Source organism: Rhodopseudomonas telluris, assembly GCF_042432815.1.
GTDB classification, from domain to species: Bacteria; Pseudomonadota; Alphaproteobacteria; order Rhizobiales; family Xanthobacteraceae; genus Rhodopseudomonas; species Rhodopseudomonas telluris.
In genome coordinates this window covers 91,309-112,681 of the sequence record NZ_JBHLWM010000005.1, presented here as the reverse complement: position 1 = coordinate 112,681, position 21,373 = coordinate 91,309, and the positions used below count along the sequence as shown (strand labels likewise).

The 21,373-nt window shown below is 64.6% G+C and carries 20 protein-coding genes; 6 read left to right on the top strand and 14 right to left on the bottom strand.

All coding sequences use genetic code 11. From position 1 onward, the window contains the following. Positions 1-103: 103 nt before the first annotated feature. The 9 genes from ACFFJ6_RS12065 to ACFFJ6_RS12025 form a co-directional block, all read right to left on the bottom strand. Complete coding sequence (locus ACFFJ6_RS12065) at positions 104-2,419, bottom strand: PAS domain-containing sensor histidine kinase (protein WP_378387943.1); 2,316 nt, start codon at positions 2,417-2,419, stop codon at positions 104-106. Positions 2,420-2,636: 217 nt separating this feature from the next. Continuing rightward, positions 2,637-4,016 (bottom strand): cation diffusion facilitator family transporter, encoded by a 1,380-nt coding sequence (locus ACFFJ6_RS12060; RefSeq protein ID WP_378387941.1) that lies wholly within the window; start codon positions 4,014-4,016, stop codon positions 2,637-2,639. A 132-nt stretch (positions 4,017-4,148) separates the two neighbouring features. After that, positions 4,149-5,117 (bottom strand): zinc-binding dehydrogenase, encoded by a 969-nt coding sequence (locus ACFFJ6_RS12055; RefSeq protein ID WP_378387939.1) that lies wholly within the window; start codon positions 5,115-5,117, stop codon positions 4,149-4,151. 34 nt (positions 5,118-5,151) lie between these two features. Further along, on the bottom strand, positions 5,152-6,147 hold the full coding sequence (locus tag ACFFJ6_RS12050) for an NAD(P)H-dependent flavin oxidoreductase (RefSeq protein ID WP_378387937.1): 996 nt from the start codon (positions 6,145-6,147) through the stop codon (positions 5,152-5,154). A 237-nt stretch (positions 6,148-6,384) separates the two neighbouring features. After that, positions 6,385-7,170, bottom strand: coding sequence for a fumarylacetoacetate hydrolase family protein (locus tag ACFFJ6_RS12045; protein WP_378387935.1), 786 nt, complete (start codon positions 7,168-7,170; stop codon positions 6,385-6,387). A 169-nt stretch (positions 7,171-7,339) separates the two neighbouring features. Beyond that, positions 7,340-8,314, bottom strand: a complete 975-nt coding sequence (locus ACFFJ6_RS12040) for a 2-dehydropantoate 2-reductase (protein ID WP_378387933.1) — start codon at positions 8,312-8,314, stop codon at positions 7,340-7,342. 111 nt (positions 8,315-8,425) lie between these two features. Continuing rightward, positions 8,426-9,937 carry a tripartite tricarboxylate transporter permease gene (locus tag ACFFJ6_RS12035; protein ID WP_378387931.1) on the bottom strand — a complete coding sequence of 504 codons (1,512 nt, stop codon included), beginning with the start codon at positions 9,935-9,937 and terminating at the stop codon, positions 8,426-8,428. Positions 9,938-9,970: 33 nt separating this feature from the next. Further along, the gene (locus ACFFJ6_RS12030; protein ID WP_378387929.1) at positions 9,971-10,468 is read right to left on the bottom strand and encodes a tripartite tricarboxylate transporter TctB family protein; all 498 of its coding nucleotides are present in this window, start codon (positions 10,466-10,468) and stop codon (positions 9,971-9,973) included. A 75-nt stretch (positions 10,469-10,543) separates the two neighbouring features. Next, positions 10,544-11,512, bottom strand: a complete 969-nt coding sequence (locus ACFFJ6_RS12025) for a Bug family tripartite tricarboxylate transporter substrate binding protein (RefSeq protein WP_378389651.1) — start codon at positions 11,510-11,512, stop codon at positions 10,544-10,546. Between ACFFJ6_RS12025 and ACFFJ6_RS12020 the strand changes: the two genes are divergently transcribed. Further along, positions 11,445-11,630 (top strand): hypothetical protein, encoded by a 186-nt coding sequence (locus tag ACFFJ6_RS12020; protein WP_378389730.1) that lies wholly within the window; start codon positions 11,445-11,447, stop codon positions 11,628-11,630. The two genes, ACFFJ6_RS12025 and ACFFJ6_RS12020, sit on opposite strands and share 68 nt — an antisense overlap. Before the next feature lie 143 nt (positions 11,631-11,773). Here ACFFJ6_RS12020 and frc read toward each other — a convergent pair whose 3' ends face one another. Together frc and ACFFJ6_RS12010 are read right to left on the bottom strand one after the other, a co-directional pair. Next, on the bottom strand, positions 11,774-13,051 hold the full coding sequence (frc, locus tag ACFFJ6_RS12015; RefSeq protein ID WP_378387927.1) for a formyl-CoA transferase: 1,278 nt from the start codon (positions 13,049-13,051) through the stop codon (positions 11,774-11,776). A 149-nt stretch (positions 13,052-13,200) separates the two neighbouring features. Then, positions 13,201-13,932 (bottom strand): GntR family transcriptional regulator, encoded by a 732-nt coding sequence (locus tag ACFFJ6_RS12010; RefSeq protein ID WP_378387925.1) that lies wholly within the window; start codon positions 13,930-13,932, stop codon positions 13,201-13,203. Between the two features lie 400 nt (positions 13,933-14,332). Here ACFFJ6_RS12010 and pqqA point away from each other — a divergent pair, with 400 nt between their 5' ends. From pqqA to pqqE, 5 genes are all read left to right on the top strand, one after another. Further along, complete coding sequence (pqqA, locus tag ACFFJ6_RS12005) at positions 14,333-14,413, top strand: pyrroloquinoline quinone precursor peptide PqqA (protein ID WP_054161083.1); 81 nt, start codon at positions 14,333-14,335, stop codon at positions 14,411-14,413. A gap of 79 nt (positions 14,414-14,492) precedes the next feature. Further along, positions 14,493-15,419: a pyrroloquinoline quinone biosynthesis protein PqqB gene (gene pqqB, locus ACFFJ6_RS12000; protein WP_378387923.1), complete on the top strand. Its 927-nt coding sequence runs from the start codon at positions 14,493-14,495 to the stop codon at positions 15,417-15,419. After that, positions 15,416-16,180 (top strand): pyrroloquinoline-quinone synthase PqqC, encoded by a 765-nt coding sequence (pqqC, locus tag ACFFJ6_RS11995; protein WP_378387921.1) that lies wholly within the window; start codon positions 15,416-15,418, stop codon positions 16,178-16,180. Before pqqB ends, pqqC begins: the two co-directional genes overlap by 4 nt. A 9-nt stretch (positions 16,181-16,189) precedes the next feature. Continuing rightward, the gene (pqqD, locus tag ACFFJ6_RS11990) at positions 16,190-16,495 is read left to right on the top strand and encodes a pyrroloquinoline quinone biosynthesis peptide chaperone PqqD (protein WP_378387919.1); all 306 of its coding nucleotides are present in this window, start codon (positions 16,190-16,192) and stop codon (positions 16,493-16,495) included. Further along, entirely contained in the window at positions 16,492-17,664 is a 1,173-nt protein-coding gene (gene pqqE / locus ACFFJ6_RS11985; protein WP_378387917.1) for a pyrroloquinoline quinone biosynthesis protein PqqE, read from the top strand. The genes pqqD and pqqE overlap by 4 nt, the downstream gene beginning before the upstream one ends. A gap of 191 nt (positions 17,665-17,855) precedes the next feature. Here pqqE and ACFFJ6_RS11980 read toward each other — a convergent pair whose 3' ends face one another. The 3 genes from ACFFJ6_RS11980 to ACFFJ6_RS11970 all read right to left on the bottom strand — a co-directional run bounded on the left by ACFFJ6_RS11980 (position 17,856) and on the right by ACFFJ6_RS11970 (position 21,336). Further along, positions 17,856-18,965: an S-(hydroxymethyl)glutathione dehydrogenase/class III alcohol dehydrogenase gene (locus ACFFJ6_RS11980; protein ID WP_378387915.1), complete on the bottom strand. Its 1,110-nt coding sequence runs from the start codon at positions 18,963-18,965 to the stop codon at positions 17,856-17,858. Positions 18,966-19,060: 95 nt separating this feature from the next. Then, on the bottom strand, positions 19,061-20,584 hold the full coding sequence (locus ACFFJ6_RS11975) for a helicase HerA domain-containing protein (protein ID WP_378387913.1): 1,524 nt from the start codon (positions 20,582-20,584) through the stop codon (positions 19,061-19,063). Positions 20,585-20,700: 116 nt separating this feature from the next. Then, entirely contained in the window at positions 20,701-21,336 is a 636-nt protein-coding gene (locus ACFFJ6_RS11970) for a TetR/AcrR family transcriptional regulator (RefSeq protein WP_378387911.1), read from the bottom strand. Positions 21,337-21,373: the final 37 nt, after the last annotated feature.

Sequence of the window (21,373 nt, the reverse complement as noted above, 5' to 3'; positions counted from 1 at the left end):
CACCAGCTCCAGCTCGGTGCACGCGTCACCTGGCGAGCGCTGCTGCCGTCGTGCCCCTCGCACCTTCTCAAGAAGCAAACCCTCAGGCGGGTCTTGAGGACGTTTAAGCGGCCATCCTGTGCTGCCGGCTGTTGCGCGGCAGCTTGACCATCACGATGGTGCCGGCGCCGAGCGTCGAGCGCAGCTGCATCGAGCCGCCGTGCAGCTTCGTCAGCGACTTGGCGATGGCGAGGCCGAGACCCGAGCCATGATAGCTCTTGGTAAGTTGGCTTTCGACCTGCTCGAACGGCTGGCCGAGCCGCCGCAGCGAATGCGGCGCGATGCCGATGCCGGTGTCGGCGATCATCAGGACGATCGAATCCTGTCGGGTTCGGCTGCGCACTTGGACGCGGCCACCGTCCGGGGTGAACTTGACCGCGTTGGACAGCAGATTGATCAGGATCTGCTTGATCGCCCGCCGATCCGCAACGATCGGGATGTCGGCTTCGATGTCCGAGCGTAGGTCGAGATGCTTGTTGTGGGCACGGCCGGCGACGACCTTCAGCGACTCGCCGAGCGTGCGGGCGAGGTCGAGCTCCTCCATCTCCAGCCGCATCCGGCCGGCCTCGATCTTGGACATGTCGAGGATGTCGTTGATGACCTCGAGCAGATAGTGCCCGCTGGTCATGATGTCGTGGCAGTATTCCTGGTACTTCTCGGAGCCGAGCGAGCCGAACATCCCGCTGCCCATGATCTCGGAAAAGCCGATGATCGCGTTGAGCGGCGTGCGCAGTTCGTGGCTCATATTGGCCAGGAACTTCGACTTGGTCTGGTTGGCTTCCTCGGCGCGGGTTTTCTCCTCGGAATATTTCCGCGCGAGGTCGGCGAGCTCGATCGCCTGCCGCTCCAGCTTCACCTGGGAGATCTTGAGGTCGGCGACGGTGGCGCGCAGCCGCAGGTCGTTGTCGACCAGCTTCTGTTCGTGCGCCTTGATGCGCGTGATGTCGGTGCCGACGGCAACGTAGCCGCCGTCCTTGGTGCGGCGCTCGCTGATGTGCAGCCAGCTGCCGTCGTCGAGCTGTGCCTCGAAGGTCCGCGCGCCCAGCCCTGCGCGTCCGCTGCTGTCGGTCAGTCGCGTACGGATCTCCGGCATCCGGCCGACTTCGATCACCGTCTCGTACGAGGTGCCCGGCGCCACCGCGGAATCCGGCAGCTTGTGCAGGCGCTGGAAGTGCGAGTTGCACAGCACCAGGCGATTGTCGGAATCCCACAGCACGAACGCTTCGGGGATGGTTTCAATCGCGTCGCGCAGCCGAAGGTCGGCCTCGACGGTGCGTTCCGCCAAACTCTTTTGCTCGGTGATGTCGACCGCGATGCCGATCAGATGCTTGTTCTCGGTGAGCGTCTCCTGGCTCAATTCGCAGCGCATCCGCAGCCAGATCCAATGGCCGTTGGCGTGGCGCATCCGGAAGCTGTGGTCGATGTGGTCGGCGTTGCCGGCGATCAGCTTGTCGCCGATCGCGAACAGATCGATGTCGTCGCTGTTCACCAGTGCATTGACCTCGCCGAACGTCAGAAGGTCGCTGCGGCTCTCGAGCCCGAGCAGTTCGAACATCGACCGCGACCAGAAGATGCGGCCGCGCGACAGATCCCAATCCCACAGGCCGCAGCGCCCGCGGTTGAGCGCGGTGTCGATCCTGCTGCGCACCGCGTCGTTGATCAGATCGCCCTCCCGGGCGCGGGTCGACTGCCAGTGGAATGCGAAGCCGAGGATCAGCACGACGAAGCCGGTGGTGGCCGACAGCGTGATTTGCAGGGCTGCGTTGGAACGCAGGAACGAGCTGGTGTCTTCCTGGATGACGATGACCTGGCCGGGCAGGGACTTGACGATATGCAGCGTCGCCAGCGCGGTCGCGCCGCTCGGCAAGACGATTTGCGAGACGGTGCCTTGCTGCGCCGAGCGAGTCAGCGGCGGCGCGGCACTGATGATCTCCAGAAACTTGTTCGCGGATCGCGCGCTGTCGTCGCCGGGAACGCGCGCCAATACGCGTTGATCAATCCCGGTGACGATGACGTGCCGTCCTGCGGCGATGCCCCAGGACGGAATCAGGGCGGGCAGCAGATTTTGCAGACGCTCGACCGAGGCGGGACGGTCGAGCCGCACCACGCCGATATGCTCGAGCCGTTCGGCGAGCAGATCGGCGAGTGCGCAGAGATCGCGATTGAGGGCGGAGTTCTTTTGACGCGTCTGGTCGACGACCTGTACGGCGGCGCCGAAGCAGATCGTCACGAGGAATGCGATGATCAGGATTGGCACGGCGCGGCGGAGCACCGGCTCGGCCGTCAACAGCCGATGGTAGGCCGGTTTAGCGATCGACTGCGCAAGTCCTTTGATCGAATCGGACTGTACGCAGGCGCTCGCCGCCTGCACGCGCGCCATACTGTGGCCCCCACCAATGTCTGTCAGCACCCCGTTCGAACGACATTTTCGTCGTTCGAATCATAGCTGATTTGAATCCACTTTTCGGGGGCTGTCGAGAGTCAACGATTCTGCCGATCGGATAAATTCTTATCCAAAGATGAATCGGACTCTCATTTGTGTGTGAGGACGAGTCCGAAACGAGAACGGGACTCGTAGTTCACGCAGGTGGGGCGGCTCACTCGGCGTTCGGCGGCTCGGCGTGACTGATCACGCGCTTCACGGTCGGGAACGCGCGGCGAAGCCGCCGCTCGATGTCGTCGACCTGTTCGTGCACCGAGATCACGCTGAGCGAGGGCGCGGCGTAACAATGGAAATTGACGATCTCGCCCGCCTCGGTGTCGCGAACGCGCACATTGTGGATGTTGTAGATCACGCCTTCACCGGCGAGTTCGATCAGCGCGCAGCGGATCTCCTCGGTGCGGCGCGGCGCGGCGTCCGAGCCGTGCGGCATTTCCGGCTCGAGCGGCTCGATATGGGTATCGACTTCGACGTCCGTGCCGAAGTCTGCCCGGATGTGCCGTTCGAGTTCGTGCGCGATGTCGTGGGCCGCGACCAGCGGCATGTCGCCGTCGACTTCGAGGTCGATGCTCACGGTGATCTTGCAGCCGAGATCGTGCACGGTGACGTGGTGGATGGCGAGGCCGGAATTGCGAGCAATCACCATGACGCGCTCGCGCACCGTCTCATTGTCGCGGGCCACGGGGATCGCCGTAAAGGTGAGGTCGGCGTCCTCGAACACCTGCTGCAGGGCGTCCTCGGCGCGCCGCTTGATCTCGTCGATGCGATCGATCGGGTAGGTGCGCGGCACCTCCACCAGTGCGTCGATGAAATGCGTCGGGCCGACCATGCGGGTCCGCAGCCGTTCGATGCCGACGACGCCGGGGACGGCGCTGATCACGTCGCGGGCTTTTTCGGAGACGCCTTCGGGGGCGCGGTCGAGCAGCGTCTGGATCGTCGAACGTCCAAGCCGCAAACCGAGAATCGAGATCATGACGGCCACGCCGATCGCAGCAGCGGCGTCGCCCCAGGTGAAGCCCAGTGCCGACAGGGAAAGACCTGCGATCACCGCGAACGAGCCGAGCACGTCGGACGAGAAGTGCAGTGCGTCGGCGGCCAGCGCCTGACTCTTGGTCGCGACCGCGGTTCGGTGCAGTGCCCATGCGCGCCATGAGTTCACCACGATATCGACGCCGAGGATGCCGAAGGCGAGCCACGAAAACGCAGGCGGCGGCGCGCCTTCGCGCAGCCGGCTGGTCGCCTCGACCAGGATGCCGCCGGCGAGTACGTATAACAGCGCGATGACGCCGAGCGCCGACAGGCTTTCGATCTTGCCGTGGCCGTAGTGATGCGCATCGTCGGCCGGCCGGTCCGAGATTCGGACCACGAACCAAGTGATAATCGTTGCGACGAGATCGATCGAACTGTGCAGAGCTTCGGAGATCAGCGCCAGCGAACCAATGGCGAGTCCGATGGCGAATTTGGCCGCGGCCATGCTGGCGCTCGCCAGCACGGACACCGCAGCCACACGCGATTTGGTGCTGGCGTAGTTACTCATGGGCCGGGGTTTAGCAGCCCGATCCTGAACATAAAAGCCGACGAATCCGAGAATACGCGCGCAATTGCGCGAGGCGCGCTAATGCGAACTATTCTTAGATTTTTCGGCGTCGCCTCGTCGTCGTGGAACTCGTTACAGCGTCACGACAATCTTGCCGAGATGCCGGTTGGCTTCCATGTGTGCGAACGCCTTGTCGATCTCGGCGAATGGGAACACTCGGTCGATCGGCAACTGCAATTTGCGGCTTTCGACGGCGGGCCAGATATCTCCGCGCACTTGCCGGAAGATCTCTCGGATTTCCTCGATGCTGCGTGACCGGAAGGTGACGCCCACGTAGTCGATGCGGCGCGCCGCATGCAGGTCGAAGTTGAAGTCGGCATGCGTGCCGCCGAGACGCCCGACATTGACGATGCGGCCGAGCACGCGGGTGGCAGCAAGAGTCTGATTGGCGATGCTGCCGGAGATCTGGTCGATGACGAGATCGACGCCGGCGCCGCCAGTGGCCGCCAGCACCTGATCGACCCAGCCGGCTCCGGACGTGTCGATCGCGAGGTCGGCTCCGAACTCTGCCAGCCGATCGCGCCGTCCCTTGTCGGTCGACGAGCCGATCACCAGCTTGGCGCCCTTCAGCTTGGCGATCTGCAGCGCCATCAGCCCAACGCCGGAGCTGGCTCCCTGGATCAGCACTGAATGACCGGCGCGCAGCTTGCCGACCGCGATCAACGCATTGTGCATCGTGGTCAGAGCAACGGGCAGGGTGGCGGCCTGCTCGAAGCTCATGTTGTCGGGGATCGGAAACAGCCGGCCGTGATCGGCGAGAGTGTATTCGCCGAACGCCGCAGCGCCCGAGCCCATCACCCGATCGCCCACCTTGCAGCCATAGGCCTCGTCACCGAGCGCGACGATCTCCCCGGCCCATTCCATCCCCAGCACCGTGCCGACACCGCCGGCTGCGCCGTGGGCATGGCCCTTGGTCATGCCCAGATCGGCCCGGTTGAGGCCGCAGGCGCGGACCCGGATCAGCGCCTGCGGTCCGGTCGGAGCCGGCTTGTCGACATCGGCGAGGGCGGCGCCGCCGGCGCCGTAGACATAGGCCTTCATCTGGCTGCTTCCCGTATGGTCGCCCGGCGGCGGTTTACTCCGCCGCTTGGCGTGCGCCACCCGATAGCATCGATTCCAGCCGCGCGCGAATGATCGCTTCGGCGTCCCGCACGATGCGCGAGACGAGCTCGGCGCAGCTCGGGATGTCGTGGATCAGGCCTTGTACCTGGCCGGCCGACCAGACGCCTTCGTCGGTGTCGCCATTGACGTACACCATCTTGCCACGCGCGCCGGCCACCAGCTCCTTCACCTGCTCGAACGTTGCGCCCTGCTTCTCCAGCGCGATCACCTGCTGGCTGACCGCGTTCCTGGCGACGCGCGAAGTGTTGCGCATGGTGCGGAAGATCAGGTCGGTCGAACGCTCGTCGTTTGAGACGATCTTCTCCTTCACCGCCTGATGGATCGGGCTCTCCTTGGTGCACATGAAGCGCGTGCCCATGTTGATGCCGTCGGCGCCGAGCGCCAGCGCCGCGACGAGGCCGCGCGCATCGGCGAAGCCACCGGAGGCGATCATCGGCACCTTGATCTTGTCGGCGGCGGCCGGGATCAGGATCAGGCCGGGGGTGTCGTCTTCCCCAGGGTGTCCGGCGCATTCGAAACCGTCGATCGAAATGCCATCGACGCCCATCCGCTCTGCCGACAGCGCATGGCGGACGCTGGTGCACTTGTGCAGCACCTTGACGCCGGCCTTCTTGAATTCGTCGACATGCTCCTGCGGCTTGTTGCCCGCGGTCTCGACCACCTTCACGCCGGCTTCGATGATCGCCTGACGATACTCGGCATAGGGCGGCGGCTTGATGGCCGGCAGGATGGTGAGATTGACGCCGAACGGCTTGTCGGTGAGGTCGCGGCAGCGCGCGATTTCCTTGGTGAGATCTTCCGGCGTCGGCTGCGTCAGCGCGGTGATCATGCCGAGCGCGCCGGCATTTGCGACCGCTGCCACCAGCTCGGCGCGGCCGACCCATTGCATGCCGCCTTGCACGATAGGATGCTCGACGCCAAAGGCTTCGGTGAAACGGGTCTTGATCATGATGGGATCCTCGGACGTTCGCGGCGCCTCACGCGCCTGTTGCTGTTGTGGTGCGGCGGCAGATTGCCGAACCCAACACGAAATGTCCAATGCGGCGCCAGCGCACCGCCTTTCCCGAGTCTTTCCGGGGGCGCTCGCGCAGCGAGTGAGCCCAGGATCACTGTGTTGCTACAACTTCACGATTCTGGGGTCGCGGACTGTGTCCGCGCCCCGGATGAGATGCCTGAGGAGAGACCTTTAGCCTTTCACCGCCTGATGGAATTCATTGTGCAGTTCGCCGATGCCTTCGATCGCGATGGTGACGCTGTTGCTGGCTTCCTTCATCACGCCGACGCCGACCGAAGTGCCGCAGCAGATCAGGTCGCCGGGCTCCAAGGTCATGTCGTGTGACAGCAGGCTGACCAGCTTGTGCGGAGCAAAGATCATGTCGGCGACCGGGTAGTTCTGCCGCTCCGCTCCATTGAGGATGGTGCGGATCGACAGCGTCTGTGGATCGAGGCCTGTGGCGATCGCCGGGCCGAACGGTCCGAAGCCGTCGAAGCTCTTGGCGCGCGCCCACTGCGGGAAGCTCGGATCGCGGTTGAGGATATCGGCCGCAGTGATGTCGTTGACGCAGGTGTAGCCGAAGATATGCGACGCAGCGTCGGCTTCCGAGATGTTGCTGGCGCGCTTGCCGATGACGATGCCGAGCTCGCCTTCGTACACGACCTTGCCGTCGTAGGAGACGGGGCGGCTCACCACCGTGCCGTGCGCCGCGACGCTGGTGGTGGCCTTCAGGAAGTACAGCGGCTCCGGTGGGATCGACTGGTTGAGCTTCGCCGCGAGCGCGCGAAAATTGTTCCACAGGCCGATGATCTTGCCCGGCGCACACGGTGCCAGCAATTCGACGTCGCCGAGCTGCAGAGTCTGCCCGGTCGGCTTGTTGGCGCCGAACATGTCGCCGTCATGCACGGTGATATCCGAATGCGCGATAGTGCCGAACCCGATCGCGCCACCGGCGCGGAAGCGAACCCATTTGGTCATGGCGTGTGTCTCCTGAAGTCCAGACTAGTTAGTTGCGGGCGCGCTGGCCAAGCTCATTCCGCCATGCCCGGGCTTGACCCGGGCATCCACGCGTTCAAGCAAGGCCCTGCTTGCGTCCTTGGATGGCCGGGTCAAGCCCGGCCATGACGGGGAGAGGTGGTCGAGCGAATTAATAAAGGCCCGCCACCTTGGCGCGCTGGATCACCAGGCCGAGCACGGCGTCGATCGCCGGGGTCGGGATGCCGGTCATCTTGCCCATTTCCTGCACGACGGTGACCAGCGGATCGATCTCCATCGGCCGGCCGCGTTCGAGGTCCTGCAGCATCGAGGTCTTGTGGGCGCCGACCTTGCGGGCCCCTTCGATGCGGCGTTCGACGTCGACGCGGAACTTGACGCCGAAGGTCTCGGCGATCTGCTGCGCTTCCAGCATCATTGCCTTCGACAGCGCGCGCGTCGCCGGATCGGACGCGATCACGTCGAGCGTGGCATGGGTGAGGGCGCTGATCGGATTGAAGCAGACATTGCCCCACAGCTTCAGCCAGATCTCGTCGCGGATGCGGTCGAGGATCGGGGCCTTGAGTCCGGACGCTTCCAACAGCTTCGACAGCTTCTCGACGTCCGCGGTGGTCTCGCCGGAGGCTTCGCCCACCGGGAATTTATCGCCGTAGACGTGGCGCACCACGCCGGGGCCTTCCAGTTCGGTCGCCGGATAGACGATGCAACCGATGCCGCGCTCCGGACCGAGCTCGTTCCACTGCCGGGCGCCCGGGTCGATGCTCTCCAGCGTGCGGCCCTCGAACTGATTGCCGTGCTTGTAGAAGTACCAATACGGCACGCCATTGACGGCAGTGACGATGCGGGTGTGCGAGCCGAGCAGCGGCTTCATCGCGTCGATCGCGCCGGTGATCGAATGCGCCTTGAGGCAGATGATGATGAAGTCCTGCGCGCCGAGTTCGGACGGCGTATCGGTCGCCTTGACCTTAACCACGCGCTCCTCGTCGCCGATCAGCAGCTTGAGGCCCTTCTCCTTCATCGCGGCGAGATGGGCGCCGCGCGCCACCAGGCTGACGTCTGCGCCCGACTGCGCGAGCTGAACGCCGAGATAGCCGCCGATCGCGCCGGCGCCGTAGATACAGACTTTCATCGATCATCCCAGTTGCGAAGCCGGGCAAAGCCGGCGACGAGGTGTGCGACATCGCGAACGGCTCCGCGAGGTCTTGATGGTGAGTGGTTATTCAACAGTTCAGGGGCCTCTTCAAGCGGCGCGATTGAGCACGCCGGTCCGCAGCTTGCTCCATCCGTCATTGATCACCGACCAGAACAGCGCGATCAGGCCGAGGATCATGATCGAGCTGACCAAACCGTTGGAGAAGAACACGCCAAGCGAGCCCTGCGAGCCCAGCAGCGACTGCCGAAATGCCTCTTCGGCCTTGTCGCCCAGCACGATGGCGAGCACAAGCGGCGCCAACGGGTAGTCGCACTTCTTCAGCACATAGCCGATGACGCCGAACATCAGCATCAGCATGACGTCGACGGTCGAGTTGTGCACCGAATAGGCGCCGATCGCGCACAGCACCAGGATCAGTGGCGCGATGATGCTGAATGGAACGCGCAAGATCGCGGCGAACAGCGGCACGCAGGTGAGCACGACCAGCAGGCCGGCGAGGTTGCCGAGATACATCGATGCAATCAGGCCCCAGACGAACTCCTTCTGCTCGACGAACAGCATCGGGCCTGGTTGTAGGCCCCAGATCAACAACCCGCCGAGCAGCACCGCGGCGGTGGGCGATCCGGGAACGCCGAGCGACAGCATTGGCAGCAGCGCCGCGGTGCCGGCGGCGTGCGCCGCGGTCTCCGGCGCGATCACGCCGTCGATCTCGCCCTTGCCGAAATTACTGCCGCGCTTCGAAACCCGCTTGGCGATGCCGTAGCTCATGAACGAGGCCGGCGTGGCGCCGGCCGGCGTGATGCCCATCCAGCAGCCGATCACGCAGGAGCGCAGCGAGGTCATCCAATAGCGCGGCAGTTCCTTCCAGGTGTGCAGCACCACGCGCAGATTGATCTTCGCTTTGCCGCCGCGGAAGGCTAGGCCGTCCTCCATCGTCAGCAGGATTTCGCCGATCCCGAACAGGCCGATCACCGCGATCAGGAAGTCGAAGCCGTTCAGCATCGGCGTGAAGCCGAAGGTCAGGCGGAGCTGACCGGTCATCGAATCCAGCCCGACAGCTGCGAGCGCGAAGCCGATCATCATGGCCGCGAGCGTCTTGAACGGCGGCTCCTTGCTGAGGCCGATGAAGGAACAGAACGCCAGGAAATACACCGCGAATTTCTCCGCGGGGCCGAACCGCAGCGCGAAGCCGGCGACCAGCGGCGCCACCAGCGTGATCATGATCACCGCGAACAGCGCGCCGACGAAGGACGAGGTGAAAGCCGCGGTCAGCGCTTCGCCGGCCTTGCCCTGCTGCGCCATCGGATAGCCGTCGAAGGTGGTGGCGACCGACCACGGCTCTCCGGGAATGTTGAACAGGATCGAGGTGATGGCGCCGCCGAACAACGCCCCCCAATAGATGCACGACAGCATGATGATCGCCGAGGTCGGCGACATGCTGAAGGTCAGCGGCAGCAGGATCGCGACCCCATTGGCGCCGCCGAGGCCGGGCAGCACGCCGATGATCACACCGAGCACGATGCCGATGAACATCACCGCGATGTTGAACGGCTGTAGGGCAACAGCGAAGCCGTGAAACAGATTGACGAGTTCTTCCATGCGCGGGGTCCTGCCGGGGCCTGATGCTGACGGTTACAGTCCGAGCCAGTCTTCGAGCGGGCCTTTGGGCAGCGGCACCAGGAACCAGCGTTCGAACACGATGTAGGCGACCACCGGCGTGCCGATCGCGACGGCGAGCGTCGTCAGCCAGCGATATTTGCCGAGGACGCGCATGAAATAGGCGATGAAGAGCGCGGAGCCGACATAGAGCCCGACGAACGGCATCGCCAGCACGTAGACGGCGGTCGGATTGATGACGCTGAAGACGTGCCGGATCTGGACCCACTCGGCGAACAGCGTGTCGGGATCGCTGCGCAGCGCGTTGAGGAAATTGATCGCGCTGGCGGCGATGATGCACAGGCCGACATAGAACGGGAAAAAACCGGCGCGAGGGCCTTCGGGGCCCCAGGTGATGCCGGCTTGAACGCTACCCAGCACCACGACACCGCCGAACACCGCGATCACGACGGCGACGACGGCTTCGACGCCCCGATGCGTCGGCGCTGAGGTCTTGGTCTCGATGACTGGCATGGATCCTCCGCGATGGTCATCCGCTGCAAAGGGCGACGGTCCACCGGTCGCCTATGTGGTGATCGCTCGGTGTGATCAGTTGCCCGGTGCGAGGAAGCCGGCGTCCTTCATCAGCGTCTCGTGCCGCTTCTCTTCGGTCGCGAGCCATTTGGCGAAGTCGTCGCCGGTCATGAAGGTGGTGTTGAAGGAGCCGCTCTTCATGAATTCCTTCCAATCCGGCGTCTCGCGCACCTTGTTGAACAGGTCGACGTAGTAGGCGACCTGATCCGGCTTCGCCTTCGGTCCCATGAACACGCCGCGCAGCATCAGGTACTCGATGTCCAATCCTTGCGACTTGCAGGTCGGAATGTCCTTCCAGGCCTTGTCGTCGGCCACCGGGTCGGCGTAGTCCATCGGCTTGGCGTCGAACACGCAGAGCGGCCGCAGCTTGCCGCCGCGCCACTGTGCCACCGCTTCGATCGGATTGTTGACCGTCGAATCGACGTGGTTGCCGACGAGTTGGACCGCGACTTCGCCGCCGCCCTTATAGGGGATGTAGGTGAGCTTGACGCCGGCGGCCTTCTCCAGCGCCACGGTGATGATCTGGTCTTCCTGCTTGGAGCCGGTGCCGCCCATCTTGATGCTGCCGGAGGGCGCGGCCTTCACCGCATCGAGATAGTCCTTCGCGGTCTTGTAAGGCTTCTCGGCATTCACCCAGAGCACGAATTCGTCGAGCGCCAGCATCGCGACCGGGGTGAGGTCTTTCCAGTTGAACGGGATGCCGGTGGCGAGCGGGGTGGTGAACAGATTCGACAGCGTGATGATGATCTTGTGCGGATTGTTCGCCGCCATCTTCACGTCGAGAAAGCCCTCGCCCCCGGCGCCGCCTGATTTGTTGACCACCACCAGCGGCTGCTTCATCAGATTGTATTTGGTGACGATGCCCTGAAGGGTGCGGGCCATCTGATCGGCGCCGCCGCCGGTACCTGCAGGAACGATGAATTCGACCGGCCGGGTCGGTTCCCATGCGGCGTTTGCCGGACAAACTGCAACGGCGCTGCTGATCGCTGCCGCGACGCCAAACGCAAGACGAGCCACTCCACGTGCCATGTCGCTTCTCTCCCTGGATGGTTCGCCGATCTTTGTCGTCGGCTTCGCTGAATTGATCAGTCGCTGCGCATGATTGTTCCATCAACGCAGCAAAGCTGCAAACGAAATTGCTGAAAATCGCTTAGTATCATCGGATGGCCGGCGCGGGCTGTGTTCCCGCGCCGATACCGCCTCGTGGACCTTTGGCCTCGGTGCTCGATCGGATGCAGCGGTGGCCTATTCGGCCGCTTGCTTCCGCGGCGGCGTGGTGGCGCCGGACTCGTGGATCTCGGCGACGTGAGCGTCGCTGAAACCGAGCACCTCGCGCAGGATTTCGTCAGTGTGCTCACCCAGCAGCGGCGAGCGCTCGACGTGCGTCGGCGAGTCCGACAACTTGATCGGGTTGCCGACCGACAGGTACTTGCCGCGGGTCGGGTGATCGACCTCGACGATCGTGCCGGTGGCGCGCAGCGACTGATCCTCGGCCAGTTCCTTCATCGACAGGATCGGACCGCAGGGGATGTCGTCCTGGTTGAGGATTTCCATCGCCTCGAACTTGGTCTTGGTCATCGTCCATTGTTCGATGCGGGCGAAGATCTGGTTGAGATGCTTCAGCCGCGCCGGCGGCGTCGCGTAGTCCGGGTGGCTCTTCCAGCCGGTCTCGCCGATCACGTCGCAGATCTTCTCCCAAACCGGGGCCTGGGCGATGAAATAGATGTAGGCATTGGGATCGGTCTCCCAGCCCTTGCACTTGAGGATGCGGCCGGGCTGGCCGCCGCCGGAATCGTTGCCGGCGCGCGGCACGGCGTCGCCGAACGGAATGCCTTCACCGAACTGGCTGTATTCCTTGAGCGGGCCGTGGGCGAGACGCTGCTGATCGCGCAGCTTGACGCGTGACAGGTTGAGCACGCCGTCCTGCATCGCGGCGGTGACGCGCTGGCCGCGGCCGGTGTGCTGGCGCTGATACAGCGCGGTGACGATGCCGAGCGCGAGATGCAGGCCGGTGCCGCTATCGCCGATCTGCGCACCGGTGACCAGCGGCGGGCCATCGCGGAAGCCGGTGGTCGAGGCGGCGCCGCCGGTGCACTGCGCGACATTCTCATAGACCTTGCAGTCCTCGTACGGACCCGGGCCGAACCCCTTGATTGACGCGACGATCATGCGCGGGTTGATCTCCTGGATCTTCTCCCAGGTGAAGCCCATGCGATCGAGCACGCCGGGGCCGAAATTCTCCACCAGCACGTCGCAGGTGCGGATCAGCGCGGTCAGCACCTCCTTGCCCTTCGGGTTCTTGGTGTCGAGCGTGATCGACCGCTTGTTGTGGTTCAGCATGGTGAAATACAGGCTGTCCACCTTCGGGATGTCCTGTAGCTGACCGCGGGTGATGTCGCCGGTGCCGGGCCGCTCGACCTTGATAACGTCGGCGCCGAACCACGCCAGCAACTGCGTACAGGTCGGCCCGGACTGGACGTGGGTGAAGTCGAGAACGCGAACGCCGTCGAGCGCCTTGGTCATCTGGTTACTCCGGAGTGCCTAATTCGTGTTGAGGTGAAAGCTCAATTCCGTCATTGCGAGGAGCGAAGCGACGAAGCAATCCAATGGCCCCGTGCTCGGCGCCACTGGATTGCTTCGCCTTCGGCTCGCAATGACGTGGAGAGGTTGCGTCACGCGAACAGCTCCTGGCCGTGCGCCTCGACATAGTCGGCGAGCCGCAGCGTGTGATCGCGCGCCAACTTCTCGGCGAGTTCGGTATCGCGCGCTTCCAGCGCCTCGATCATTGCCAGATGTTCCGGCAACGATGCGGCGATGCGTTCCTTGCGGCCGATGGTCAGCTGACGATAGCCGCGCACGTGGATCAGGATGTCGTCGGTCATGTCGACCAGCACCTGCGACTCGCTCAGCGAGATCAGCGCCTGGTGGAACACGATGTTGGCGCGCGAATATTCTTCGATGTGATCCTGCGGCAGCCGGTCCGGGCCGAAGTCCTTGAACACGTCGCGCAGCGCTGTGATGTCGCGCTTGCGGGCCATCGTGGTGATCAGCCGTGCCGCCATGCTTTCCAGCGCCGCCCAGGCGCGGATCATGTCGACGATCTCGGCTTTGGTTCGGCGCACCACGACGATGCCGCGGCGGGGCAACGCCTTCACCAGCCCGTCCTGCTCGAGCATCGCGATCGCTTCGCGGATCGGCGTGCGGCTGACGCCGAGCTTGTCCGACAGCGCGCGCTCGTCGAGCATCACCGGCTCGGGCGTTGTGTAGATGTCCATCTTGAGGATGGCCTGCTTCAGCGCCTGATAGGCCTTGGCCTTGTAGCTGACTTCCGGCGCAAGGCGCGCGACAGCGAGATCCGGCTCGCTGACGACGTCCACTGCTCGGGGTCTGGCGCGCGCGATCATCTCGTCCGGTCGGCCTCAGTCTCTCTGGCAACTTGATCTGGCATACCAGATGCCAGGGGTCAAGGGCGCGATTTCGCTTCTGCGAGATGTCGAACTCCCGCGAGAGAGCTGTGGCATGCCAGCAATGGATCGGTGGGCGGAGGGGGTTTTGGCCGGGTTTTGCCCGCTCGCGGAGACGTAGGACTGTTTTGAACTCGCTCTGCAGAGCGAAAGACGCCTGCCAACTAATAACTCCAGCGTACGTGCAACAACTGATCTTGCGTCGCAGCAGAAATTTGCTGCGACTGCTCACCTTCAAGTGATGCGTGGGTTCGCAACCACGCGATGCTTGCGCGCGTTTCGTCCGGACTCTATCTTCGATCTATTGCGACATCAGTTCTGCAATCCTCGGGAGGACATCATGGCCTGGAAGAAACCTGCGATCGTCGAAATCTCCGTCGGCATGGAAATCAACATGTACGCCTGCGCGGTGCGCAAGTAATCAGCCGCAGCGCGGTTGTTGAGTTCCGAGCAGTCGGCGTGTTGCGCCGGCTGCTTTGTTTTTTGTGCGAGGGGACTGAATGATGCGCGTCGTCGTGCTGGGCGCCGCAGCGGGAGGTGGCGTTCCGCAGTGGAATTGCGGATGCCCGGTGTGCCGTGAGGCATTCGCCGATCCGGCGGCGCGCCGGACACAGGCGTCGGTGGCGGTCAGCGCCGATGGCGCGCACTGGTTCCTGATCAATGCCTCGCCGGATTTGCGCCAGCAGGTGATCGCGACGCCGCAGCTGCATCCGCGCGACGGCGCGTTGCGCCACAGTCCGATCGCCGGCGTCATTCTCACCAACGGCGAGGTCGACGCGGTCGCCGGCCTGCTGTCGATGCGCGAAGGCTCGCCTTTCAGCATCTACGCACATCCCAAGGTTCTGGCGATCCTGAAGGCCAACAGCATCTTCAACGTCCTGAATGAGCGGCTGGTGCCGCGACGGCCGATCGGCATCGATCAGCCGTTCGAGCCCGCGCTGCCGGACGGATCGCCCTCAGGCCTCCTCGTCACGGCCTTCGTGGTTCCTGGCAAGGGTGCGTGGTATCTCGAAGGTCAGGTGCATCCCGGCGGCGACGCGGGGGATGGCGACACGATCGGCCTGACCATCACCGACAAGGTGACGGGCACATCGGTTCACGTCCTCACCGCCTGCGCGCGGGTGACCGAGGAACTCAAGGCGCGGCTCGCGGGCGCGGCCCTCGTGCTGTTCGACGGCACAGTGTGGCGTGACGACGAACTGATCGCCGCAGGGCTCGGCCACAAGACCGGGCAGGCGATGGGCCATATTTCGATGGCGGGCAACGATGGTGCCATCGCCGCGCTCGGCGACATCGGCATTGCGCAAAAGCTGTTCGTGCATATCAATAACTCGAACCCGGCACTGCTGGCGGAGTCCGCCGAGCGTCAAGCCGTGGAGCAAGCGGGTTGGACGATCCCGCCCGACGGGATGGAGGTGACGCCGTGAACGCGATGACGGCTTTTTCGATCAACGGCGCCGCGCCTCTACAGACCGCCGACGAGCTCGAAGCGGCGCTGCGCCAGATCGGCGCGGCGCGCTATCACAATCTGCACCCCTTCCATCGCCTGCTGCACGGCGGCAAGCTGAACAAGGGGCAGGTGCAGGCCTGGGCGCTGAATCGCTACTACTATCAGAGCACGATCCCGATCAAGGACGCGGTGGTGATCTCGCGCTTTCGCGACCGTGCGACGCGCGTCGAATGGCGGCACCGGATCGAGGATCACGACGGCGATCTCGGCAGCGAAGGCGGCATCGAGCGCTGGCTGAAGCTCACCGAAGGCCTCGGCCTCGACAGCGCCTATGTCGAATCCACCGAGGGCATTCTGCCGGCGACGCGGTTTGCGGTCGATGCCTACGTGCATTTCGTCAGGGATCGATCGCCGCTGGAGGCGATCGCGTCGTCGTTGACCGAGCTGTTCGCGCCGAACCTCCACGAGGAGCGTATCTCCGGCATGCTGGCGCATTACGACTTCGTCAATCCGGATATCATGAGCTACTTCAAGCGTCGCCTGACTCAGGCGCCACGCGACGCCGATTTCGCGCTTGAGTACGTCAAGCGCCATGCGACCACTCCGGCGGAGCGCGAAGCAGTCTGCAACGCGCTGATTTTCAAGACCAACGTGCTGTGGGCGCAGCTCGACGCGTTGCATCACGCCTATGTGGACGGGCACATTCCGCCCGGCGCCTTCGTGCCGCGGGTCGGGTGAGGGCGGGCGATGGCGCGCAAGGTCGACATCACCGAAAGCAGCCGGCCAATCTTGCCGCGCCACGCCAAGCTGCGCTTCGACGAAACGCGGCAGCGCTGGGTGATCCTGGCGCCGGAGCGCGTGCTAGCCCCCGACGAGATCGCGGTCGAGATCCTGCAGCTGTGCGACGGCGTGCGCAGCGTCTCTGACATCGTCGATGAACTCGCCGCCAAGTACACGGCCGATCGTACCGAGATCGGCGCGGACGTCGTGGCGATGCTGCAGGACCTCGCCGACAAGGGGTTTATTGCCGAGGCGCGGGAGCCGGCGCCATGAGCGATAGCGTGCTTTCAAAAGCGTCGGCTGACGCCGCGGTGTTGGATAAGCCCGGCAGCGTCGCGGAGAGCTACGGCATTCCGCTGGCGGTGCTGCTCGAGCTGACGCACCGCTGCCCGCTGCAATGCCCGTACTGCTCCAACCCGGTCGAGCTGGAGCGCGGGAGTGCGGAGCTGTCGACCGACGAATGGAAGCGCGTGCTGAGCGAACTCGCCGCGATCGGCGTGCTGCAGGTGCATTTCTCCGGCGGCGAGCCGACCGCGCGCAAGGATCTGGTCGAACTCGTTCAGCACGCCAGCGACCTCGGCCTCTACACCAATCTGATCACTTCCGCCGTGCTGCTGACGCGCGAGCGGCTGGCCGCGCTGGCCGATGCCGGCTTGTGCCATGTCCAGATCAGCTTCCAGGGCAACGAACCGCTGCTGGCAGATCGCGTCGGCGGCTATGCCAATGGCCATGCCAAGAAACTGGAGGTCGCGCGCTGGACTCGCGAGCTCGATCTGCCGCTGACCGTCAATGCGGTGATGCATCGGCAGAACCTGCACCAGTTGCCGAACATTATCGAGATGGCCGTGGCGCTCGATGCCGACCGGCTCGAAGTCGCCAACGTGCAGTATTACGGCTGGGCACTGAAGAACCGCGCCGCGCTGATGCCGACGCTGCAACAGATCGAAGACTGCACCGCGCTGGTCGAGGCTGCACGCGAGCGACTCAAGGGTGTGCTGGCGATCGACTACGTCGTGCCGGATTACTACGCGCTGCGGCCGAAGACCTGCATGGGCGGCTGGGGCCGGCAGTTTTTCAACATCTCGCCGAGCGGCAAGGTGCTGCCGTGCCACGCCGCCGAGACGATCACCGGGCTGGCGTTCGATTCCGTTCGCGATGGAACGTCGATTGCTGAAATCTGGCGGGATTCAGAGGCGCTCAATCGTTATCGCGGCACGGGCTGGATGCAGGAGCCGTGCGCGAGCTGCGCCTTCAAGGAAGTGGATTTCGGTGGCTGCCGCTGCCAGGCCTTCGCGCTGGCCGGCGCCGCCGCGGCGACCGATCCGGCCTGCGCGCTATCGCCGCTGCACGAGCGGATCTTCAAGACCGCGGAGGCGGAAGCGGAGGGCGGTGGGGACAGGTTCGTGTACCGCAACTTCGCGGGTGGCACGGCGGAGACATAAGAGTGTGAGCACGACCTCACCCCGTCAGTCCGGGGCGCGCGCAGCGCGAACCCGGAATCCATAACCCCAGGTGTCAGCTATTACTACGCGATGGGGGCACCGCGGTGCTTCACCGCGAGTCCAGGGGCTATGGATTCCGGGTCTGCGCGCCAAGGGCGCGCATCCCGGAATGACACGTCGATAGGACGTGCCTAGAACACCACCACCGACCTGATCGACTTGCCCTCATGCATCAGCTCAAAACCCTTGTTGATATCCTCGAGCTTGAGCACGTGCGTGATCATCGGGTCGATCTCGATCTTGCCGTTCATGTACCAGTCGACGATCTTCGGCACGTCGGTGCGGCCGCGCGCGCCGCCGAAGGCGCTCCCTTTCCAGACCCGGCCGGTGACGAGCTGGAACGGGCGGGTCGAGATTTCTTTGCCGGCTTCGGCGACGCCGATCACCACCGAGACGCCCCAGCCGCGGTGGCAGGCTTCCAGCGCCTGGCGCATCACCGTGGTGTTGCCGGTGCAGTCGAAGGTGTAGTCGGCGCCGCCGTCGGTCAGCGCAACCAGATGCTGGACGATGTCGCCCTCGATCTTCTTCGGGTTGACGAAGTTGGTCATGCCGAAGCGGCGGCCCCATTCGGCCTTGTCGTCGTTGATATCGACGCCGACGATCTTGTCGGCACCGACCATCTTGGCGCCCTGGATGACGTTGAGGCCGATGCCGCCGAGGCCGAACACAACGACATTCGAGCCGGGCGTCACCTTGGCGGTGTTGACCACCGCGCCGACGCCGGTGGTGACGCCGCAGCCGATGTAGCAGCTCTTGTCGAACGGCGCGTCGTCGCGGATCTTCGCCACCGCGATCTCCGGCAGAACGGTGAAGTTCGAGAACGTCGAGCAGCCCATGTAGTGGAAGATCGGCTGGCCCTTGTAGGAAAAGCGCGAGGTGCCGTCCGGCATCAGGCCCTTGCCCTGGGTGGCGCGGATTGCGGTGCAGAGATTGGTCTTCTGGCTCAGGCAGCTTTTGCACTGCCGGCATTCCGGCGTGTACAGCGGGATGACGTGATCGCCGACCTTCACCGACGTCACGCCGGGGCCGACTTCGCGCACGATGCCCGCGCCTTCATGGCCGAGGATCGAGGGGAAGATGCCTTCGCTGTCGAAGCCGTCGAGCGTGTAGGCATCGGTGTGGCAGATGCCGGTCGCCTTGATCTCGACCAGGACCTCGCCGGCCTTCGGCCCTTCGAGATCGACTTCGACGATTTCGAGCGGCTTCTTGGCTTCGAACGCGACGGCGGCCCGTGTCTTCATGGCGATCCTCCTGGCAGGCAACATGCGAGTGCCACCCGGTATCGCAAATCGGCGCGGCGACTTGAACCGTTTTCTGACCGTTGCGGATACGAGGCTCAGGCGGAGGCGGCGCGGACTTCGTCGTCGACCGGCATCTCCTCGGCCGCATTCGGGTCGCCCGGCGCAGTGGCCCAGGCGAGTTCGACGAGCGTGACGATGCGGCGGCCGGTGCCGTCAAACTGGCAGACGATCAGGCCTTGTTCTTCGATATAGGTCAGCAGCCGGCGCGCGCGGCGTAGCGAGTGCGTGCCGTAGGCGCGGGCAATCGCCGCGTCGCCGGGGCAGGGCCAGCCTTCCTTGGCGGCGCGCGCGATCATCATGAACACGCCCTGCATGTCGTCGGGCAGGATGCTGGCGCGCAGCGTCACGTCCTGCCAGCCGTCGTCGGCCGCCATCTCGGCCGTGAGGCCGGCGCGCGCATGCGTCAGCATCCGGCGAAACTCGACCATGTCGGGGATCGTTGCAGCCAGGCCTTCGATCCGGCAGCGCACGATGAATTCCTGATACAGCACGCCGATCGCGCGGAAGCCGGCATCGGGCTCGGCGAGGATCGCGCGCAGGATGCGGTCGAGCCGCTCGCGCCGCTCGGCGAGTTGCTCATCGGTCAGCGGCGCGGCTTCCGACTCGGGACGAGCCTCGAGCGCGGCCGACTTCGCCGCCATCAGCTGGCTGAGCAGGTCGGGCGCCGGCTGCCGGCGCTGCGGCCGCGTGATCGCGGCGTCGGGCGGCGGGGCGGCGAGGATGACGGCGCGGGCGTCTTCCAGCGCGGCTTCCGGCAGCGGCATCAATTTCGGCGAGGCGTTGCGCGGATGCGTTTCGGTCGGTCCGATGCGCAGGCCGAGCGGGCGGCGGGAGAGGGCCGGGCCGAGCGCCATGAACTGACCGCGCTCGAGATCGCGAAACGCTTCGGCCTGCCGACGCTCCATGCCGAGCAGATCGGCCGCGCGCGCCATGTCGATGTCGAGGAATGTGCGGCCCATCAGGAAGTTCGAGGCCTCGGCCGCGACGTTCTTGGCGAGCTTGGCGAGCCGCTGCGTGGCGATCACGCCGGCCAAACCGCGCTTGCGGCCGCGGCACATCAGATTGGTCATCGCGCCGAGCGACAGCTTTCGCGCATCGTCCGACACTTCACCGGCGACGGCGGGCGCGAACAATTGCGCCTCATCGACCACCACGAGCATGGGGTACCAATGATCGCGCGCGGTGTTGAACATGCCGTCGAGAAACGCAGCGGCGCGGCGCATCTGATTTTCGGCGTCGAGGCCTTCGAGATTGAGGACGGCGGACACACGATGCATGCGGGCGCGCTCGCCCGCGACCTGCAGGCCGCGCTCGGTGTGGTCCTCGGCGTCGATGACGAGATGGCCGAAGCGCTCGGCCAGGGTAACGAAGTCGCCCTCGGGATCGATGATCGCCTGCTGCACCCAGGGCGCGCTCTGCTCCAGCAGGCGGCGCAGCAGATGGGACTTGCCGGAGCCGGAATTGCCCTGCACCAGCAGACGGGTGGCCAGCAATTCCTCGAGATCGAGAGTCGCCGCGCCGCCGCCGCTGGTTTGCCCCATCTCGATCGCAACGGTCATGTCGGCCCGACTCTCCTTTCGGAGGAGGGGGCTTAACAATCCGAAGCTACCCCGTCGAGCGTGCAGAGGGGATTGCTCGCCGTTATGCACCGGAGGGTGGTTACAGGAACCGCCAGCTATTTCGATGAAGCGTGATTCGAAATGCCGTACAGCACCAGATCGACGCTGGCTTCCGTGAATCTGCCGATCTCGAACTGCTTGCGAGTTCCGAACAGCATCGACCACAGGCAGACCAACAGCGAGGGGCTCATAATCATCTCGATGAATTCCGTCGCCGGCGTGGGCCGGAATTCGCCTGCGGCGACGCCTCCGTCGATCACCGTTTTGAATTGCTCCAACATCGGCAAGACGAATTCGTCGTAGTGACGGTCGACCAACTCGGGAAAACGCCCGCCCTCTGAGATGAGGAATCGCAGGACTTCGCGGGATTCGCGATTGTCAGCGATATGGCCGTAGGTGAAGGCCATCAGCGCGCGCAACCGCTCGGTGTAGGAGCCCTGCAGGGTGGATACGTAATTCGCCAGATCGGGAAGGAAGGTCTGCGACTTATGCCGGACCATCTCCTCGAACACGCGCTCCTTGGCGTCGAAATAAAAATAGACTGTGCCCTTGGTCACACCGGCTCGAGCCGCCACGTCTTCGAGGCGGGTGGCCGAATAGCCGTGCTGCACAAATTCTTCGAACGCTGCGTCCAGAATCTCGGCGGGGCGCTCGGCTTTGCGTCTTCTGCGCGTTTTGACTTCGGAAGGCATTACGAACTCCAGTTGTCGGACCATACTATTGACTTCC